The sequence below is a fragment of the Sphingomonas sp. HMP9 genome (assembly GCF_013374115.1).
Taxonomy (GTDB): Bacteria; Pseudomonadota; Alphaproteobacteria; order Sphingomonadales; family Sphingomonadaceae; genus Sphingomonas.
Map to the genome: position 1 here is coordinate 1,261,430 of NZ_AP022673.1, position 14,264 is coordinate 1,275,693.

The 14,264-nt window shown below is 66.4% G+C and carries 12 protein-coding genes; 4 read left to right on the plus strand and 8 right to left on the minus strand.

Going from position 1 to position 14,264, the window contains the following annotated elements; genetic code table 11:
- Nucleotides 1-30 precede the first annotated feature (30 nt).
- The 7 genes from HMP09_RS05505 to HMP09_RS05535 form a co-directional block, all read right to left on the minus strand.
- Nucleotides 31-1,104 carry an ExeA family protein gene (locus tag HMP09_RS05505; RefSeq protein WP_176501591.1) on the minus strand — a complete coding sequence of 358 codons (1,074 nt, stop codon included), beginning with the start codon at nt 1,102-1,104 and terminating at the stop codon, nt 31-33.
- A 13-nt stretch (nt 1,105-1,117) separates the two neighbouring features.
- Nucleotides 1,118-2,794 (minus strand): hypothetical protein, encoded by a 1,677-nt coding sequence (locus HMP09_RS05510; RefSeq protein ID WP_176499539.1) that lies wholly within the window; start codon nt 2,792-2,794, stop codon nt 1,118-1,120.
- Nucleotides 2,794-3,870 (minus strand): AAA family ATPase, encoded by a 1,077-nt coding sequence (locus HMP09_RS05515; RefSeq protein WP_176499540.1) that lies wholly within the window; start codon nt 3,868-3,870, stop codon nt 2,794-2,796. Before HMP09_RS05515 ends, HMP09_RS05510 begins: the two co-directional genes overlap by 1 nt.
- Before the next feature lie 3 nt (nt 3,871-3,873).
- Nucleotides 3,874-5,397, minus strand: a complete 1,524-nt coding sequence (locus HMP09_RS05520) for an XrtA system polysaccharide chain length determinant (protein ID WP_176499541.1) — start codon at nt 5,395-5,397, stop codon at nt 3,874-3,876.
- A 10-nt stretch (nt 5,398-5,407) separates the two neighbouring features.
- Nucleotides 5,408-6,052 (minus strand): XrtA/PEP-CTERM system exopolysaccharide export protein, encoded by a 645-nt coding sequence (locus HMP09_RS05525; protein WP_176499542.1) that lies wholly within the window; start codon nt 6,050-6,052, stop codon nt 5,408-5,410.
- Nucleotides 6,053-6,192: 140 nt separating this feature from the next.
- On the minus strand, nt 6,193-7,419 hold the full coding sequence (locus tag HMP09_RS05530; RefSeq protein ID WP_176499543.1) for a pyridoxal-dependent decarboxylase, exosortase A system-associated: 1,227 nt from the start codon (nt 7,417-7,419) through the stop codon (nt 6,193-6,195).
- Nucleotides 7,416-8,939 (minus strand): acyl-CoA ligase (AMP-forming), exosortase A system-associated, encoded by a 1,524-nt coding sequence (locus HMP09_RS05535; RefSeq protein WP_176499544.1) that lies wholly within the window; start codon nt 8,937-8,939, stop codon nt 7,416-7,418. The genes HMP09_RS05530 and HMP09_RS05535 overlap by 4 nt, the downstream gene beginning before the upstream one ends.
- A 77-nt stretch (nt 8,940-9,016) precedes the next feature.
- Here HMP09_RS05535 and HMP09_RS05540 point away from each other — a divergent pair, with 77 nt between their 5' ends.
- The 3 genes from HMP09_RS05540 to HMP09_RS05550 are packed head-to-tail and all read left to right on the plus strand — an operon-like array spanning nt 9,017 to nt 10,736.
- Nucleotides 9,017-9,295, plus strand: a complete 279-nt coding sequence (locus tag HMP09_RS05540; protein WP_176499545.1) for an acyl carrier protein — start codon at nt 9,017-9,019, stop codon at nt 9,293-9,295.
- Between the two features lie 11 nt (nt 9,296-9,306).
- Complete coding sequence (locus tag HMP09_RS05545; protein ID WP_232090697.1) at nt 9,307-9,963, plus strand: hypothetical protein; 657 nt, start codon at nt 9,307-9,309, stop codon at nt 9,961-9,963.
- Nucleotides 9,960-10,736 carry a hydrolase 1, exosortase A system-associated gene (locus HMP09_RS05550; RefSeq protein ID WP_176499546.1) on the plus strand — a complete coding sequence of 259 codons (777 nt, stop codon included), beginning with the start codon at nt 9,960-9,962 and terminating at the stop codon, nt 10,734-10,736. The genes HMP09_RS05545 and HMP09_RS05550 overlap by 4 nt, the downstream gene beginning before the upstream one ends.
- 135 nt (nt 10,737-10,871) lie before the next feature.
- Here HMP09_RS05550 and trxB read toward each other — a convergent pair whose 3' ends face one another.
- Nucleotides 10,872-11,840, minus strand: a complete 969-nt coding sequence (trxB, locus tag HMP09_RS05555) for a thioredoxin-disulfide reductase (protein ID WP_176499547.1) — start codon at nt 11,838-11,840, stop codon at nt 10,872-10,874.
- A 125-nt stretch (nt 11,841-11,965) separates the two neighbouring features.
- Between trxB and HMP09_RS05560 the strand changes: the two genes are divergently transcribed.
- A complete protein-coding gene (locus tag HMP09_RS05560; protein WP_176499548.1) occupies nt 11,966-14,254 on the plus strand; it encodes an FdhF/YdeP family oxidoreductase in 2,289 nt (762 codons plus the stop codon).
- Nucleotides 14,255-14,264 lie beyond the last annotated feature (10 nt).

A 14,264-nucleotide genomic window follows, 5' to 3' on the forward strand; every position in this document is an offset into this window, starting at 1 on the left:
GCGGTGACGGAGCCATCGAGTACGCGCATGTCAGGCAGCATCATGCCAGGCGGCCACGCCACGGATCGGTGCGTATTCCGGCTTGTCGTTGTCGCTCTCGACCCAGTCGACCAGCAACGTCAGCACGCGACGGAGCGCCTTGTCCTGCATCTCCACGCGCGCCTCGAGTTCGACGAGCCGCTCCTCGATCGCGGGGTCGGTGCGCGGCACCTCGTCACGCGGCGTCGCGGCGGGTTCGCGCGGTTCGTGCGCGCTAGGAGCGCCCTTCCCCCGGTCATGGGCGAGCATCGGCAGGTCGCCCTCCAGATCGCGCTGGACGGCCCGGACCGCGTCACCGTCGATCACCGTGAGCTCGTCGATCGCAGCGTGCAGCATCACGCGTCCGGCCAGCTGGTTCAGGCGGCGGGGCACGCCGGCCGACCCGGTAAAGAACGCCGCGAACGCGTCCTCGGTGAAATCGGGATTCCCCGTCCAGCCGACCACCGTCAGGCGGTGCGCGATATAGTCGGAAACCTCATTCTCCTCCATCGGGTCGAGATGGTGGATCGCGATCACGCGCTGGCGAAGCTGTTCGAGGCGCTCCGAGCCGTGCAGACGATCGCGGAACTCGGGCTGGCCAAGCAGGACGATCTGCAACAGCGCATGGCCGCCGGCCTGGAAGTTCGACAGCATCCGCAGTTCTTCGAGCGCATCCACGGGCAGTGCCTGAGCCTCGTCGACGATCAGCAGAGTCCGCTTGCCGGTGCGCGCGACCGCGTGCAGCCCGCGCTCGATCGCGGTGAGCAGTTCGGCCTTGCTCAACCCCGCCGGCTCGACCTGCAGGTCGGTGGCGACGATCCGCAACAGATCGTCGGCCTCGATCGCGGTCGACACGAGCTTGATCGCGTTCAGCCGCTGATGGTCGATCGTGTCCATCAGGTGGCCGACGAGCGTCGTCTTGCCCGCACCGATATCGCCGGTGATGACGATGAAGCCCTCGCCCTGCGCCAGGCCATAGCCGAGATACGCCATCGCCTTGCGGTGAGTGGCGGTCTCGAACCAGAATTTGGGATCGGGGGTAAGCTGGAAGGGCCGTCCCGTCAGTCCGTAATGTTCGTCGTACATCTGCTGTTCGCCTTCAGAACTGGTACCGCGCACCGACCAGCGCCTGCGCCGACCAGTCGCTGTCGAGGTCACCGACCTTGAAGCTGTAAAGCCCGAGCGACGCGGTGGTGCCGAGACGCCCGAAATTGTGAAAATATGTGCCCGTCCCGCCATAGGACCAGACGCCGGTATCGCCGGTGATATCGTCGACGCCGCTGTCGTAAAAGTTGACGAACAGGTCGGCGCTGACACCGGAGACCTGGGTCAGCTTACGGGTGTAGAATAGCTGGCCGTAATAGCTTTCGTCGTCGAGGCCGGCGACGACCAGCCCGGGGGCCAGCCGCGGCGCGTAGAGCTTGCGGTTTGCATAGCCGATACCCCCGCCCCAGGTGGAACGTCCGCGCGTCGCGCTGATCACGCCGTCGATCCCGCGGGCGCGGTAGCTCGCGGTCGAGATCGACTGGAACACGTCGTTGAGGCAGCCGCCCGGTTGCGCACCGCTGGCGCCGAACACGCAGCCGTTGAACTGCTGGCCGAAGCCCTGCTGGTTGCCCGTCAGGAAGCTGGTCGGGAGATTGCCGATGCCGGTCCGAAGCTGACGGCCGAACGTCTGCACGCCGTCATACACGTTGACCGCGAGCCCGACCGATTGCGACGCCTGATAGGTGGCGGTGCCGGTATAGCTGAGCGATCCGTAGCGGCGCCCGACATGCCCCTCGACCGAGGTGCGGCGATTGGGACGCCAGACCACGCCCGCGTCGTAGTAGATGCCGTCGGTCCGATAGGCGACGCGACGCGGCGATGCCGCGTTGGTGACGAAGCGGCCGTCGCGATCGAGCACGGGCGTGCCGGTCGCGTCGACGACCGCATCCTTCTGGCTCGTCTCGATCTTCTCGTAACCGACGCCGGCGGTGAGCGCGACATAGGGCGAGATCGGCTGGAGGATGTCGCCGCGGCCGTAATAGCCCTCGTAACGCTGTTTCAGCTGGCTGGCGGTCTCACGATCATACGCGCCGCTGACGGTGACGCCGAAGGGAGCGATCGCGCCGGGGCGTACCGAGGCGCTGGCCGTCACGGTGTTGCCGATCGAATCATCGTAATAATCGAGCCGCTGCCCGCCCAGGCCGGCATCGCCGAACGTCGGGGTGTCGACCTTGGTATAACCCAGCCGATAGTTCGCGTTCAGCGTCACCGGGCCGGCGATGCTGGTGAAGCTGGGGCCGGCATAGACCGAATAGATCTGGCTGACGTTGCTGACGTTGCCGACGAGGATGCCGGGTGCGGCCCCACGGATGTCGGACCGCGACCGGGTGGCGATCCCGGCGCCTTCGAGCGTGAGGCTCGGCGTGATGCGCGCATCGACGCGCGCGAGGCCGGAATGGATGTCGTCGTCGCCGAGCCGTTCGCCCCAGCCGAAACGATGCTCGTACCGATAGCTGACCTGCCCGGTAATGCGTTGCGTCTGGACCGCCGCGTCGACGCCGGCGGCAAGGCTGGTATAGGTCAGCACGTCGCCGCCGTTGAGGTCGGCGGACAGCGTCTGACTTGCCTCGACATACGGATTGATCGTCACGCGGCGCGCGGGTTGCGCGGGTTGCGCGGCCGGAGCGGTCTGCGCGACGACGGGCGTGGCGGGCAGAGTCGCAAGCACGCAACCGCCGACGACCAACGCCAGCGTCCGGGCCTTCGACCTGGTGTGGGGTGTCCGCATCACGACGCTGCATGCCCGTAATAGCTGCCGAACCGCGCACCGCCCTGGACGAACGACACGGCGTTCAGCACGAGCTGGATATGCTCGCATCCGTCGAGCAGGTTCACCGCAGCCCGCAGTTCGTTCTCGGGCGTGTGGTCGGCGCGGACGACGAGCATCACCTGCCCTACCCGCATCGCCAGCACCGACGCCGGCGAGGCCGCCAGTGCAGGCGGCGAATCGAAGATCACGATGCGTCGCGGATTGGTTTCGAGCAGGCGCGCGATCACGGATTTGGTCCGTGCGCTGGCGAGCAGTTCGGTGTCCATACTGGTCTTGGACCCGGCGGGCAGGATCGAAAGATGCGGCACGTCGGTCTGGATGACGAGGTCCTCGACGTCGATCCGCGTATCGCCGAGCGCATCGAGCAGGCCCGGGCCATCCGTCAGGCCAAGCTGCGCGACGACATCGGGCTTGGCGACGTCGGCATCGACCAGCAGCACTTCGGTATCGCGCTCGGCCGCGATCGACAGCGCGAGATTGATCGCACAGAACGTCTTGCCGTCGCCGGGACGCGCCGAGCAGACCAGGATCATGCGTGCCTTGTCGGCGCTCCCGCCCTCCGCGATACGTGCGCCGGTGATCAGCAACTGCCGCTTGATGAGGCGGAACTCCTCGGCAAGCGGGCCGACCGGCGCCCCGGGGACGATCATGCCGCTCGCCGCCAGCATCCCGCGATCGATCCGCGCGGTGTCGGACGATTCGTCGGGCAGGTAGAATTCGTCGGGAAACTCGTCGCCGATCGGCGCGCGCAGTTCCTCGGGGATCGCGAGGAAGGTCGGGTCGACGAACGCGTCCGACGGCTCGGCCTCCGCTGCGGAGACCGGCGACGCGGACGGTATCTCGTCAAATGCCGTCTCGGGCATTGGCGGATCGATCTCCGGCGTCTCGACCACGGGCGTTACGGCCGCGGGCGTCTCGACCTGTGGCGGAGTCGGCACGACGGTACCGCGCAACCGGGCGTGCGCATTGAAATCATACACCTTGGCCGCTCGTTCGAGCAGCGAGGGTTCGCGATCAGGCTTCGTCACGGTCATCCCCTATGCCGCCAGACCGCGCTGGAGGATCTCGACCCCCAGCAACAGGACATACGCAGCGCCCAGCGCGGCCGTGCCGCCCAGGAACATCTTCAACTTTGCGCGACGCTGGCCGGATTGCACGCGCGTCACCACTTCACCGATCGAGCCGATCACCGGCATGCCTGCCGCCTTTTCGAGTCGCGCGGTCGTCGCGAACGTGGTCCGAAGCTTCCCCATCGCGAAGGCCGCACCGATCCCCGCCGCGAGTCCCGCGATCAGAACCCCCGTGAGTAGCAGCAATCTGTTCGGCGCGCTCGGCTTGCTCGGCATCGTCGGCGGATCGATCACGCTGAACTTGACGTGATCGGTCTGCGACTGTGCCTGGCCGACGATCGCGGTCTGCTCGCGCTGCTTCAGCAGCTCGTCATACTGGTCCTTGAGCACCTGATAGTCGCGATCGATCGAACCCTGCTCGGCGGCAACCTCCGGATCGCCCGACAGCTTCGAGTTGAGCAGGTCGAGGTCGCCCTGCAACTGGCTCCGCCGCATCCGCAGCGAGGCGACCGTGGCCGTGCGATCCGCCACCATCGACTGGAGCGAGGCATAGAGCGGGTTCTGCGCGCTGCCGCCCGCACTGCCACCCGCCAGCGGCTCGCTGCGCGCCGCCGCTGTCGCCGACGCGAGCTGGCTCTTCAGCGCGACCACGTCGGGATGGTTCTCGGTATAGCCACGTGCGCGCGCATCAGCGAGCTGGCCCTGGATCGCCTGGAGCCGCGCGCGCGCCGGGCCCGCCGCGCCTGCGACACCGCCGGTACCGGGGACCGTTGCCGGGGTTCCGGCCATCTGGCCCTGCACCGCGGCAAGGCTCGACTGCGCGGCGGCAAGATCGCCGTCGACCTGCGACATCTGCGACCGCGCCGCACCGATCCGGTCGCTGACCGAACCCGTACCGGGCAGCGCGCCCAGATAGCGATTCTGGAAGTCGGCACGCTTGGCCTCGGCATCGGCGAGCTGCTTTTGCCGCGAGGCGAGCTGCTGGTCGAGGAAGGTCAGGCTCTGCGTCGTCTTCGAGCGATCGCCCGCCAGGTTCTGCTCGACGAACAGGTCGATCAGCTTCTGCGTGATCTGCCGCGCGAGCTTCGGCGTCGCCGCGCTGGTCGTGATCTGAAACAGGTTATCCTGCTGCGACGCGATCTTGATGTTCGGGGCCAGCGCCGCGACCCGGTCGGCGACATCGCGGTCGCTCGACACGGTGTTCGCAAGATCAGTACCGCGCACGACCTTTTCGAGGTTCACCGCCGAGATCAGCGTGGTGCGGATCGTATCGACGGTCATCGGCACGCTCTGCGGCACGCCGTCCATGTTCGACGGCAGGATCGTCTGCATCTGCACGAACACGCGCGCGGTCGAATCGTAGCGGCTCGGGATCTGCGACACGACCAGCCAGCCGAGCACGCACACGCCCCATGCCACGCCGAGCGCCAGCCAGCGCCGCGTCCAGATCGCGTGAAGCGCGATCCGCACCTCGTCGTAGATCCCGTTCATCCCGCGTGCCTCAGAACATCGATTCGGGGATGATGATCACGTCGCCCGGCGCGAGGCGGACGTTGGCCGACGAATCGCCCTTCTTGAGCAGGTTGTTGATCTGCAAACCGAACTCGGTCTGCTTGCCGGTCGTGCGATCGTAGCGCACCAGCCGCGCCTTGTTGCCCGCCGCATACTGGCTGAGACCGCCGACCGCGATCATCCCGTCGAGCAGCGTCATGTTCGCGCGGTACGGGATCGACGCCGGCTTCTCGGTCGCACCGACGATGCGGACCTGCTGGCTGTAGGTGCCGCTGAAATTCTCGACGATCACCGAGACGATCGGGTCCTTGATATACGCCCCCAGCGCCTTCTTGATGTCGTCGCTGAGCATCGCGGGCGTCTTGCCGACCGCGGGCATGTCGTTGATCAGCGGCGTGGTGATCCGGCCGTCGGGACGCACCTGGACCTTCGAAGACAGCTCGGGATTGCGCCAGACGAAGATATTGAGCTGATCGAGCGGTCCGATCACATATTCCTCGCCCGGCAATTCCTGCTTCGCGACGAACGAGGCGGGCGGCAATGCCGGGGGCGTGCTGCCGGTCGTGCACGCGCCGAGCGTGGTCGCGGCAAGGCCTAGGGTCAGCAGGGATTTCGATACAGATCCGGAACGCATGGGTAACTTTCTCCTGGCGCCGCACCGTCCATCGGTTGCCCGACGGGCGGCAAACTCAGCCTTCGCTATGCAAGTAACAGGTGAAGATAGCGTTAGGAGCGCCCCGTAACCATGCCCCGCCAAGGCACTGCAACTGCGCCTTATAAACGAGTAACGATCTCGGACGCCGGAGGATGCCCGAGAAATGCGGTCGGGCTTGCGCTGGCCCCGTAGGCACCGGCCATGAAGATCGCGATGAGATCACCGACTTCGACCGGTGGCAACGCGATCTTGTCGCCGAGGCGGTCGAGCGGCGTACAGAGCGGACCGACCACGGACACGGTTTCGGTCGGTGCGTCGCCCATGCGCGCGGCGACAGCCAGCGGATAGTTGCGGCGCACTACGGTGCCGAAATTGCCGCTGGCGGCAAGCTGGTGGTTAAGGCCGCCGTCGACGACGACGAAGGTCTCGCCCTGGCTCTGCTTCACGTCGATGACGCGGGTCAGGTACACGCCCGCCTCCGCCACGAGCCAGCGGCCGAGCTCGATCGCAAACCGCGTTTCACCCAGGATCGCCGGACGCGCCCCGAGGGCCTCCGCCAGCGCCTCGCCGACCCGTTCGACCTCGAGCGCCACGTCTCCCGAAAAATACGGCACGCCGAAACCGCCGCCGAGATTGACGAGCGGAGGCGGCACGCCCGCCTCTTCCGCCAACCGCGCCGCAAGCGCGATCGTCGCGGCCTGCGTCTCGACGATCGCGCCGGCATCGAGTGCCTGGCTGCCCGCATAGATATGAAACCCACGCCAGTCCGCACCGGCCGCGACGATCGCCCTCACGAGTGCCGCGGCACGCACGGCATCTACCCCGAACGGCGACGCGCGCCCCCCCATCCGCATGCCCGAGCCGCGCAGTTCGATATCGGGATTCACGCGTACCGCCATCCGCGGCGTGAGGCCGAGCCGATCGCCGATCGCGAAAGCCCGCGCAGCCTCGCCTTCCGATTCGACGTTCAGCGTCGCGCCGGCGGTGATCGCCGCCGCGAGTTCGTCGTCGCGCTTGCCTGGCCCCGCGAAACTGATCGACCCGGCGGGTTTGACCGTCATGGCCTTTTCGAGTTCGCCCGACGAGGCGACGTCGAGACCGTCGACCAGCGGCGCTATCGCAGCGAGCAGGTCGGCATGCGGATTCGCCTTGATCGCGTAATGAAGGTCGATGGCCGGCATCGCCGCGCGAAAACGGGCGATACGGGCGGTGACGATTGCCATGTCGTAGACGAACAGCGGTGTGTCACCGGCGTGCGCGGCCCAGTCGTCAGCCGTCCGTCCGCCGAGTACCAGCGGTCCCGATTGCTTGGCAAACTCGAGCGGAAGAGCACCCATCGGTTTCATGATGCATCCCCCTCCGTGTTCCTTATCTCGGACGCGATAGCAGACCTGTCGAGTTTCCCATTGGCATTACGCGGCAATTCGTCTCGCCAGAGATATGCACACGGTTGCATGAAGCTCGGCAACGCCGTCCGCAGCCGCGCCCGCAACGTCGCCTCGCCATTCGCGTCGCCGGCCAGCATCACCACGATCGCCTGCCCCAGCCGCTCGTCCGGCACGCCGACCGCGACCGCCTCCCGAGCCTCTCCCCCCGCCAGCACCGCTTCCTCGATCTCGAGCGGACTGATCCGGTTACCCGCGCTCTTGATCATCTCGTCGTCTCGCCCGACGAACCGCAACAACCCATCCTCTCCCTCGATCACGGTATCCCCCGACCACACCGCCATTCCTACTCCGTTGGGTGCAGGCCGAAACCGTTGCGCGGTCCGCTCAACGTCCTGCCAATAGCCCTGCGCGACGAGAGGCCCCGCATGCACCAATTCCCCCGCCTCACCCTGCGCCGCGCGCATCCCGTTCGGCTTCACGACCGAAACCTCGGCAAACGGGATGGCTCGCCCCATCGCATCGGGGTGCGTGTCGATGAGCGCCGGGTCGAGATAGGTCGACCGGAAGGCCTCGGTCAGCCCGTACATCGCGTACACGTCCGCCGCCGGAAACCTCTCGCGCAGGCCGCGCACCAGCCGGGGCGTCAGTGCGCCCCCCGAGTTGGTCAGCCGCTTCAACCGCGCCGCGGTCTCTGCTGGCCAGTCCGCCTCCAGCAACTGCATCCACAAGGGCGGCACGCCCGCCAGCGTCGTTGCCCCGACCCGCTCGACCGCCTTCACGACGTCGCGCGCAACCAGATAGTCGAGCGGCGCCACCGACGCCCCCGCCGCCCATGTCGAGAAGAGCTGGTTCTGGCCATAGTCGAACGACAGCGGCAGCACGCCGAGCACCCGGTCTTCGGGCTCCAGCCTCAGATACTGCGCGACGGAAATCGCGCCAAGCCACAGATTCGCATGGCTGAGCATCACGCCCTTCGGCCGGCCGGTGGACCCGGACGTATAGAGGATCGCGGCTAGGCTGTCGGTGGCCGCATCGGACGGCCCCATCATCGCATTCCCTCGCGAGAGCAGCAGACGGAGGTCGGCCTCCTCCACGATCGCGCACCCGATCGGCACGTCGCTACCGTCCAACGTAGCTGCCCGCGCTTCCTGTGTCACCAGCAACCGGGCACCACTATCACCCAGGATATGCGCAACCTGTGCCCGCCGCAGCAGCGGATTTATCGGCACATGCGCCAGCCCCGCCCGCGCCACAGCGAGCGGCATCAGGCAGGCGACTCGCGTCTTCGGCAGCCACGTCGCAACCCGGTCGCCTGCGATGAGCCCTCGGCCAGCAAGCCACCCTGCCAGCGCCCCGACGCCCGTCTCGAGTTCGGCAAACGTCATCACGCCGGCCTTGTCGATCAGCGCGACGGCGTCGGCGGCGCCACGCAGCGCAAGATGGTCGATGGGGTACGGAACGGGGTCGAGCACGATCATCCGTCCCTAATAGCGCCAAGCCGTTGCCGAATTCACCCCCACACGCTAGCGGGGCCGGGTTCGTAACCGTTCAGGCGATGCTCGTGATCTTCGAAGGTACTTCCCAAGTCGAAACGACGGTACGCGCCGTCCTTGCCGATATCCTCGGCCTCAGCGCCGACCGAGTCGCCGCGTTCACGCCCGACACGCCGCTGTTCGGCGCGCTGCCCGAACTCGATTCGATGGCGGTGGCCAGCGTGCTGACCGAACTCGAGGACCGGCTCGGCATCCTGATCGAGGACGACGAGATCGACGGCGAGATGCTCGAGACGTTCGGTGCGCTCGTCCAGTTTGCCGCGACCAAGGCGCTGGTCTAGCCTCTGCCGGGATGACCGGCCTCCGCTTCCAACACTATGACTGGGCGGGCGGGCGCGAGGCGATGCTGCGGTTCGGCCCCGATACCGGCCCGATCGTTCTCGCCGCGCTGCCGCTGTTCGAGGAAGCGAACCGGACGCGGCAGTTCGCGTGCACGATCCTGCGCGCGCTCGCCGGGTATGGAATCGGCAGCGTCCTCCCCGACTTTCCCGGCACCGGCGAAAGTATTGTCGCCACCGCCGACGCGACAGTCTCCGACCAGCGCCAAGCCTATATCGGGCTGGCACAGCAGCTTGGCGTTGATACCTATGCACTTTCGATAAGAAGCGGCGCTTTGCTTGACGGCGATGCGACGCTGGCCGGTCGCTGGCAACTTTCACCGCAATCCGGCGAGGAACTCGTCCGAGACCTCGAACGCGCGCGGGCCGCGGCCGGCAAACCCGAAGGCGAATATGCGGGCAATCGCCTGTCCCCCGAGCGGCTCGCCGCGTTGCGAGACGCCGTGCCACGGGGTGATGGACGATGCCGGATCATACGCCTCGAGACGGATCCGCGGGTGGCCGACGCGACCTATCCCGGCGCGCCGCTTTGGCGTCGATCCGAACCGGATAACAATATAGAGCTCGCCCAGAAGCTTGCTGCCGATATCGCGCACTGGATCGCAGCATGAGGCGGTTCGTCGCGGTCGTGTGCGAGGGTGAGACGCTCGCCGCCACGCTGGACGAGGCGGACGGGACGACGGGGCTGCTCATCGTATCCGGCGGCAACGAGATCCGTAGCGGCGCGCATCGCGGAATGGCGGATCTCGCCCAGAGGCTCGCCGCTACGGGCACGCCAGTATTCCGCTACGACCGTCGCGGTGTCGGCGATTCGACGGGTGATAATCGCGGATTTCTCAGCGCCCAACCCGACGTGGTCGCGGCTGCGACTGCGTTTCGCAACGCAGCACCGCATGTCACGCGCGTCGTCGGTTTCGGCAACTGCGATGCGGCTAGCACGCTTGCGCTGTTCGGGCGATCGGCGGGGATCGATCGGATCGTCCTCGCCAATCCCTGGGTCATCGAACCGATCGACGACCTCCCCCCCGCCGCCGCCATCCGCGCGCGTTACGTCGATCGGTTGCGCGATCCTGGAACTTGGCGACGTGCCATCAGAGGACAGGTCAGCGTGACGAAGCTTATCAGAGGCTTGAGACGGATTACTGCCACGAAAGCCGAGGAACAGGCGCCCCTGGCGACCCGGGTGCTGACTGCGCTTGACGACTGGCGCGACGACGTCGCGATCATTCTTGCGAGCGGCGATGCAACCGCGATCGCGTTTGCCGCGGAGTATCGCGGCGGTGCAAGCGTGACGCGACTGGAGACGGCGTCCCACAGCTTTGCCGGGGCGGAGAACGCAGCCGCGCTTCATGCCGTGATCGCCGCCGCCATTGCGCGGCAATAACTATCCGTCATCCTGACGAACGTCAGGATCCAGAGCCATGAGCGTTATCGTCTGGAACTCTGGATCCTGACTTTAGTCAGGTTGACGGTGGAAGGGTCGTCCTGACGAACGTCAGGATGACGGCGTAAGTCAGTGTTACTCGGCGGCTTCGGCCAGCTCGGCGAACTCGGCGGCCGCAAGGAAGCGCTCGGCGTCTAGCGCTGCCATGCAGCCCGTCCCCGCCGCGGTCACCGCCTGGCGGTACACCTTGTCCGCGACGTCGCCGCACGCGAACACGCCCTCGACGTTGGTGCGGGTCGAACCGGTCTCGACCGCGATATAGCCGTCCGAATCAAGTTCGAGGTGCCCGCGGAACAGCTCGGTCGCCGGATGATGGCCGATCGCGACGAACCCGCCATCGACCGCGAGGCGCGAGCGCTCGCCCGTCACCGTGTCCTCGAGCTCGAGCGCGACCAGCCCGGCATTGCCGCCGCCATCGACGAACTCGCGGACGTCCTTGTTCCAGAGCACCGTCACGCCCTTGTGCGCGAACAGGCGCTCCTGGAGGATCTTCTCCGACCGCAGCGAATCGCGGCGGTGGATCAGCGTCACGTCGGGCGAATGGTTGGTGAGGTAGAGCGCTTCCTCGACCGCGGTGTTGCCGCCGCCGATCACCGCGACCTTCTTGCCGCGGTAGAAAAAGCCGTCGCAGGTCGCGCAGGCGCTGACGCCCTTGCCCTTCATCGGCTCCTCACTGTCGATGCCGAGCCACTTGGCCTGCGCGCCCGTCGCGATCACCAGCGTGTCGCCCTCATAGACGTCGCCGCTGTCGCCGATCAGGCGGAACGGGCGGCTGGTGAGGTCGACCTTCACGATCGTGTCCCACATCATTCGCGTGCCGACATGCTCAGCCTGCGCCTGCATCTGCTCCATTAGCCACGGGCCCTGGATCACGTCCTTGAAGCCGGGGTAGTTCTCGACGTCGGTCGTCGTGGTCAATTGGCCGCCGGGCTGGATGCCCTGCACGACGATCGGCGCCATGCCGGCCCGCGCGCCATAGATCGCGGCGGAGAGGCCGGCCGGGCCCGAGCCGAGGATAAGCATGCGGGTGGTATGCGTCGTCATCGTGATTCCTTGGAGATTCCAACCCCATCTAGGCGATCGGCACCCGGATTTGAACCGTCGGTAAATCTGTTGGCCTTGCATCGAAAGCTTTGCCGCTTCGTTCGGGTACAAAAGCGGAGATGACCATGAGCGACGACCGGACCGTAGAGATCGAGAACTACACGGCACCAGCAGGCGGCTGGGGATCGATGAAGTCGCTGGTAGAGATATCCGCGCGCGAGAAGGTCGGGCCCGAGGTGATCCGCGAGCTCGCCCGCCAGAACAAGCCCGACGGCTTTGCGTGCGTCAGCTGCGCCTGGGGTAAGCCGGCGCACCCGCATGTCGCTGAATTCTGTGAGAATGGCGCGAAGGCGACCGCGTGGGAGCTGACCTCGTTCCGCGTCACGCCCGCCTTCTTCGAACAGCATACCGTCAGCGAGCTGATCGGCTGGAAGGATTATGATCTCGAACAGGCCGGACGCCTTACGCACCCGCTGAAATACGATGCGGCGACGGACAAATATGCCGCGTGCAGCTGGGACGAGGCGTTCGCCGGGATCGGCGCCAAGCTGAAGACCTATGATCCGACCAAGGTCATCTTCTACGCCTCGGGCCGTGCCAGCCTCGAGACGTCGTACATGTATAGCCTGCTCGCGCGGATGTACGGCAGCCAGAACCTGCCCGACAGCTCGAACATGTGCCACGAAACGACGTCGGTCGGACTGAAGTCGGCGATCGGCTCGGCGGTGGGGACGATCCACCTGTCGGACTATGAGAAGTGCGACGCGATCTTCTACTTTGGGCAAAACCCCGGCGTGAACAGCCCGCGGTTCCTGCATCCGCTGCGCGACTGCGCGAAGCGCGGCGTCGAGATCGCCGTGTTCAATCCGCTCAAGGAGCGCGGGCTGGAGAAATTCCAGGATCCGCAGAATCCGATCGAGATGGTGACGGGCAAATCCACGCCGATCGCCTCGCAATATCACCAGCTGAAGACCGGCGGCGACGTCGGCGCGATCATGGGGATGTGCAAATACCTGATCGAAGCCGACGACAATGCGAAGCGCATCAACGGCCTGCCGGTGCTCGACCACGCATTTCTCGCCGAGCACACTACCGGGTTCGAGGCGTTCGCCGATGTTGCGCGCAGCACCGACTGGGCCACGATCGAGCATGAAAGCGGCCTGGCCCGCACCGAGATCGAGGCGGCGGCGAAGGTCTATGCCAAGTCGAAGGCGGTGATCGCGGTGTACGGCATGGGGCTGACGCAGCATGTCGGCGGAATCGACAACGTCCATATGGTCGTCAACCTGATGCTGCTGCGCGGCAACATCGGCAAGCCTGGCGCGGGCATGGGCCCGGTCCGCGGCCATTCGAACGTGCAGGGCCAGCGTACCGTCGGGATCACCGAAAAGCCCGAACTCGCGCCGCTCGATCTGTTGGCCGAGCAATATGGCTTCGAGCCGCCTCGCGAAAAGGGCTGGGACACGGTCGAAGCGTGCGAGGCGGTCCTGGACGGCACCGCGCAGGCGTTCATCGGTCTTGGCGGCAATTTCGTACGCGCGATCCCCGATCATGCGCGGATGGAGCCGAAATGGCGCGGGCTCGACCTCACCGTCCACATCGCGACCAAGCTCAACCGCTCGCATTTGCTGCCCGGCGAGACTTCGTACCTGCTCCCCTGCCTCGGCCGGATCGAGACCGACATGCAGGGCACCGGCCCGCAGAGCGTGTCGATCGAGGATTCGTTCAGCCAGATCTACGGCTCGAAGGGCAAGGCGACGCCCGCGGCCGAGACGCTGCTGTCCGAGCCGGCGATCGTTGCCGGGATCGCCAAGGCCACGCTTGCTCCCAATCCGAAGCTCGATTGGGATGCGTGGGTGCGCGACTATGCGCGCGTTCGCGATGCGATCGAGGTAACGTATCCGGAGCTGTTCAAGGACTTCAACGCGCAGATGTTCACGCCCGGCGGCTTCTGGAAGGGCGTACCGGCGGCACATCGCGAGTGGAAGACGGAGAGCGGCAAGGCGGAGATCAACATCCCGCAGGCACTCAACGTGACCGGGTTCGAGGAAGCCGAGGGGCGTTTCCGCCTGATGACGCTACGGTCGAACGACCAGTTCAACACGACCGTCTATGGCTATCACGACCGATTCCGCGGCGTGAAGGGCACGCGCGACATTGTGTTCATGAACCGCAGCGACATGATCCGCATGGGCATCACCGATGGTGATGACGTTGATCTGGTCGGCGACGCAGGCGGCAATTCGGATCGTCGGCTGAACAAGCTGCGCGTGGTCGAATATTCGATCCCCGAGGGCTGCCTGGGGGCCTATTACCCCGAGTGCAACCTGCTGATGCCGGTCGCGCATCACGCGCGCGAAAGCCATGTTCCAGCCGCGAAATCGGTGCCGGTGCGGATCGAGAAGACCCGCTGAGCGGCCAGCG

Bases quoted from the DNA above. Each gene is read 5' to 3' on its own strand.
- HMP09_RS05540 (WP_176499545.1), top strand. From the start codon at position 9,017: ATGCTCGTGATCTTCGAAGGTACTTCCCAAGTCGAAACGACGGTACGC.
- HMP09_RS05535 (WP_176499544.1), bottom strand. From the start codon at position 8,939: ATGATCGTGCTCGACCCCGTTCCGTACCCCATCGACCATCTTGCGCTG.
- HMP09_RS05545 (WP_232090697.1), top strand. From the start codon at position 9,307: ATGACCGGCCTCCGCTTCCAACACTATGACTGGGCGGGCGGGCGCGAG.
- HMP09_RS05550 (WP_176499546.1), top strand. From the start codon at position 9,960: ATGAGGCGGTTCGTCGCGGTCGTGTGCGAGGGTGAGACGCTCGCCGCC.
- HMP09_RS05560 (WP_176499548.1), top strand. From the start codon at position 11,966: ATGAGCGACGACCGGACCGTAGAGATCGAGAACTACACGGCACCAGCA.
- HMP09_RS05520 (WP_176499541.1), bottom strand. From the start codon at position 5,397: ATGAACGGGATCTACGACGAGGTGCGGATCGCGCTTCACGCGATCTGG.
- HMP09_RS05505 (WP_176501591.1), bottom strand. From the start codon at position 1,104: ATGTACGACGAACATTACGGACTGACGGGACGGCCCTTCCAGCTTACC.
- trxB (WP_176499547.1), bottom strand. From the start codon at position 11,840: ATGACGACGCATACCACCCGCATGCTTATCCTCGGCTCGGGCCCGGCC.
- HMP09_RS05530 (WP_176499543.1), bottom strand. From the start codon at position 7,419: ATGAAACCGATGGGTGCTCTTCCGCTCGAGTTTGCCAAGCAATCGGGA.
- HMP09_RS05515 (WP_176499540.1), bottom strand. From the start codon at position 3,870: ATGACCGTGACGAAGCCTGATCGCGAACCCTCGCTGCTCGAACGAGCG.
- HMP09_RS05510 (WP_176499539.1), bottom strand. From the start codon at position 2,794: ATGCGGACACCCCACACCAGGTCGAAGGCCCGGACGCTGGCGTTGGTC.
- HMP09_RS05525 (WP_176499542.1), bottom strand. From the start codon at position 6,052: ATGCGTTCCGGATCTGTATCGAAATCCCTGCTGACCCTAGGCCTTGCC.